Source organism: Actinosynnema sp. (assembly GCF_052038725.1).
Window position 1 is genome coordinate 1 of sequence record NZ_JBQGCX010000209.1, and the last position, 1869, is coordinate 1869.

2 protein-coding genes and 1 pseudogene are annotated in these 1869 nt (G+C 78.3%); all 3 read left to right on the forward strand.

The window, feature by feature from the left end:
- Positions 1-349 (forward strand): annotated as a pseudogene (locus ACTUAL_RS04020) (peptidase); the annotation flags it as partial.
- 6 nt (positions 350-355) lie between these two features.
- A complete protein-coding gene (locus ACTUAL_RS04025; protein WP_440899308.1) occupies positions 356-1093 on the forward strand; it encodes an LPXTG cell wall anchor domain-containing protein in 738 nt (245 codons plus the stop codon).
- A partial coding sequence (locus ACTUAL_RS04030) for a hypothetical protein (RefSeq protein WP_440899309.1) occupies positions 1090-1869 on the forward strand: 780 nt, incomplete at its 3' end. The genes ACTUAL_RS04025 and ACTUAL_RS04030, both read left to right, overlap by 4 nt.

The following is a 1869-nucleotide window of genomic DNA, read 5'->3' on the forward strand; positions in this document are numbered from 1 at the left end:
GCACGGGCTGACGGCGGACGCGGTGCTCGCGTTCGCGGCGGCCGGGGTCGGGCGGGACAGCGGGGCCAAGGCCACCGCGTGGCTGGCGAGGCCGGAGAACCTGCCGCAGTACCTCGGCGACGGCACCGCCGAGTCGTACGCGGGCGCGCACGCGAAGGTCGCGCTGCTCGCCCAGGTCCAGGGCGTCGACCCGACCGCGTTCGGCGGGGTCGACCTGATCACCCGGCTGCTCGCGCGGCAGGCCCCGTCCGGCCGGTTCAGCGACCAGTCGCAGTTCGGGGACTTCAGCAACGGCATCACCCAGTCCCTCGCCGTGATCGCGCTGGAGCGCCACGGCTCCGCGCCGTAGGCTGCGGTGGACTACCTGGTGGGCCAGGCGTGCGCGGACGGCGGGTTCCCGCAGAAGCTGGAGCAGGCCACCTGCGAGTCGGACGTGGACACCACCGGGTACGCGGCGCAGGCGCTGCTCGCGACCGGCAGGGCCACCGAGGCCGGGAAGGCCCTGGACTGGTTGACCTCCGCGCAGGGCGCGAACGGCGGGTTCGCGGATCTCAGCCCGGCCCCGAAGCCGAACGCGAACAGCACCGGCCTGGCCGCGCAGGCGCTGCGCGTCGGCGGTCGCGGGGCGGCGGCCGACAGGGCGGTGGCGTTCCTGACCGGCCTCCAGGTGGGCTGCTCCGGCGCCGAGGCGAACCGGGGCGCGAGCGCGTACGACTCCACCGGTTTCGACGCGGCCACCGCGACGCGCGCGACGGCGCAGGCCGTGCTGGGCGTGGCGGGCGTCGGCCTGACCACGCTGAAGGCCGCCGACAACGCGGGCGCGCCGACCCTGAAGTGCGACGCGCAGCCCCCGACGACCACCACCGGCCCGACCACCACCTCCACGACCACCACCACCGCGCCGACCACCACCTCCACGCCCGCCGCGACCGCGCCGACCACCACGTCCCCGGCGGCGGTGGTCGTGACCGGGAGGCAGTCGGTGGCGCTGGCGAACACGGGCGCGAACATCGCGCCGGTGCTGGCGATCGGCGCGCTGATGCTGGTGTCGGGCGCGCTGGCGCTGGTGGCGTCGCGCAGGCGCACCCGGTGACCGGGGCGGCGGCACGGCGCGCGACCGGTCGGCCCGGCGCCTGCCTGGCCACGGCGCTGGCCCTGCTGTGGACCGCGCTGGTCCCGGCGCCCGCGTCGGCCGCCGCCTGCGACGGCGTGACCGTGGTGGTCGACTTCGGCGCGCTGGGCGGTGTCCGCACCGGCTGCGCGCCGGGCGACCCGGCCAGCGGGATCGCCGCGCTGAACTCCGCCGGTTTCCCGCACGCCTACGTGCCCCGCCAGCCGGGCCTGGTCTGCCAGATCTCCGCGCTGCCCAGCCCGTGCAACGGCGCTCCGGCCTCGGCCTACTGGTCGTACTGGCACGCCCCGGCGGGCGGCTCGTGGACCTACAGCTCCTCGGGCGCGGGCTCCTACAACCCGGCTCCGGGCAGCGTGGAGGGCTGGTCGTTCGGCGCGGGCAGCCCACCCGCGCTCGCCCCACCCGCACCCCCCGCCCCGCAACCCCAACCCCAGCCCCAGCAACCGGCCCCACCGCAGCCGCAACTCCCCCAACCCGCGCCCCCCGCCGCGCAGCCGGGCTCCCAGGGGACCACCCAGGCCGCACCTCCCGCGCCCGACACCCCGGCGCCCGGCGCGCCCACCTCGGACTCCTCCGCACCGGCCGCCGCCGGGAGCGCCACCCCCTCCGGGAGCGCGGCCCCTTCGGAGGGCTCCACGCCCCCCGCCACGTCCCCGACCGACGCCCCACCCACCCCGATCCCCGCCGCGCAGGCCACCGACGCCCCCACCGGCGGCGCCGCGGCCTGGCCGGTCGGG